Origin of the sequence: Shewanella sp. 11B5 (assembly GCF_002836795.1) — a bacterium.
Lineage (GTDB): Bacteria > Pseudomonadota > Gammaproteobacteria > Enterobacterales > Shewanellaceae > Shewanella > Shewanella frigidimarina.
The window spans coordinates 1-1,717 of sequence record NZ_PJAP01000800.1; the positions used below are offsets into that span (position 1 = coordinate 1).

The following is a 1,717-nucleotide window of genomic DNA, read 5'->3' on the forward strand; positions in this document are numbered from 1 at the left end:
AAATCAACCACATTGGCTGCGATGGTCGATTACGTTAATGAAAATCGACATGACCATATTTTAACCATTGAAGACCCGATAGAATTCGTTCATCAGAACAAACAATGCTTAATCAACCAGCGTGAAGTACACAAACACACACACAGCTTTAATGCTGCTCTAAGAAGTGCACTACGTGAAGATCCAGATGTTATTCTTGTGGGTGAAATGCGCGACCTTGAAACCATTCGTTTAGCCATGACCGCCGCTGAAACGGGTCACTTAGTATTTGGTACTTTGCATACCACCTCAGCCGCAAAAACCATTGACCGTGTGGTCGATGTATTCCCAGAAGGTGAAAAGAGCATGGTCCGCACCATGTTGTCTGAGTCACTTCAGGCGGTTATTTCACAAACATTGATCAAGAAAATTGGCGGTGGCCGAGTGGCCGCTCATGAAATTATGATGGGTACACCAGCGATTCGAAATCTTATTCGTGAAGATAAAGTTGCACAAATGTATTCAGCTATTCAAACCGGTATGTCTCACGGTATGCAAACTCTGGATCAATGTCTGCAAAACTTAGTCAATCGTGGGCTAATTACCCGTGAAGATGCGATGCAGAAGAGTTCGAATAAACAAGCTAATTTCTAAGGAACTGGGATCATGGATGTTCGTCCGTTTTTAAATATGATGGTGGAAAAAAAAGCGTCAGATTTATTTATCACTGCTGGTTTTCCACCCAGTGCCAAAATTGACGGAGAGCTACGTCAACTATCCGAAAATCGATTAACACCAGAGCAGTCGTTAGTGTTTGTTGAGTCGTTAATGAGTGATGTCCAAAAGAAAGAGTTTCATGACACAAGCGAGTGCAACTTTGCATTTGCGGCTAAAGATTTAGGGCGTTTTCGCGTCAGTGCCTTTTGGCAACGTGAATCAGCCGGTTGTGTTATGCGCCGTATCGAAACTCAAATTCCAGAAGTCGATGATTTAAAATTGCCCCCTATTTTGAAAGATTTGGTCATGAGTAAGCGTGGTCTTATCATCATGGTGGGTGGGACTGGTACAGGTAAATCGACTTCGTTGGCAGCGCTGGTGGGATATCGAAATGCTCATGCTCGCGGACATATTCTGACCATTGAAGACCCTGTTGAGTTTGTACATAACCATCGTAAAAGTATAGTTACTCAGCGTGAAGTGGGTATTGATACCGACTCATTTGATGCCGCACTTAAAAGTTCACTGCGTCAAGCGCCAGATGTCATTCTGATTGGTGAAATTCGTACTCAAGAAACCATGGAATTTGCGTTGTCATTTGCCGAAACGGGTCATTTATGTATGGCAACCTTACACGCAAACAATGCTAACCAGGCTCTCGATCGCATTATGCATTTAGTACCGGAAAGCAAACACAACCAGTTGCTATTTGATTTGTCGTTAAATTTACGTGGCATTGTAGCGCAACAGCTTATTCCTAAATCTGACGGAACTGGTCGTCGCGCTGCCATTGAAGTGTTAATCAATACTCCCCGAGTGGCCAGTTTGATTGCTAAAAATGAGTTGCATTTACTTAAAGAAACCATGGGTAAGTCACGCGAGCAAGGGATGCAGACTTTTGACCAAGCATTGCTAGATTTATATGTAGAGGGTGAGATTAGTTACGCCGATGCATTACATCATGCCGATTCGCCTAATGATTTACGTTTAATGATTAAATTGCGAAATAACGAAGCAGCTT

The 1,717-nt window shown here is 42.9% G+C and carries 2 protein-coding genes; both read left to right on the top strand.

Annotated features, from left to right (window positions below; genetic code table 11):
* Positions 1-633 (top strand): type IV pilus twitching motility protein PilT (locus tag CXF78_RS16580; RefSeq protein WP_145991515.1); only part of this gene is annotated, 633 nt, incomplete at its 5' end.
* A 12-nt stretch (positions 634-645) separates the two neighbouring features.
* On the top strand, positions 646-1,717 hold a 1,072-nt coding region (locus CXF78_RS16585), incomplete at its 3' end, for a PilT/PilU family type 4a pilus ATPase (protein ID WP_102037397.1).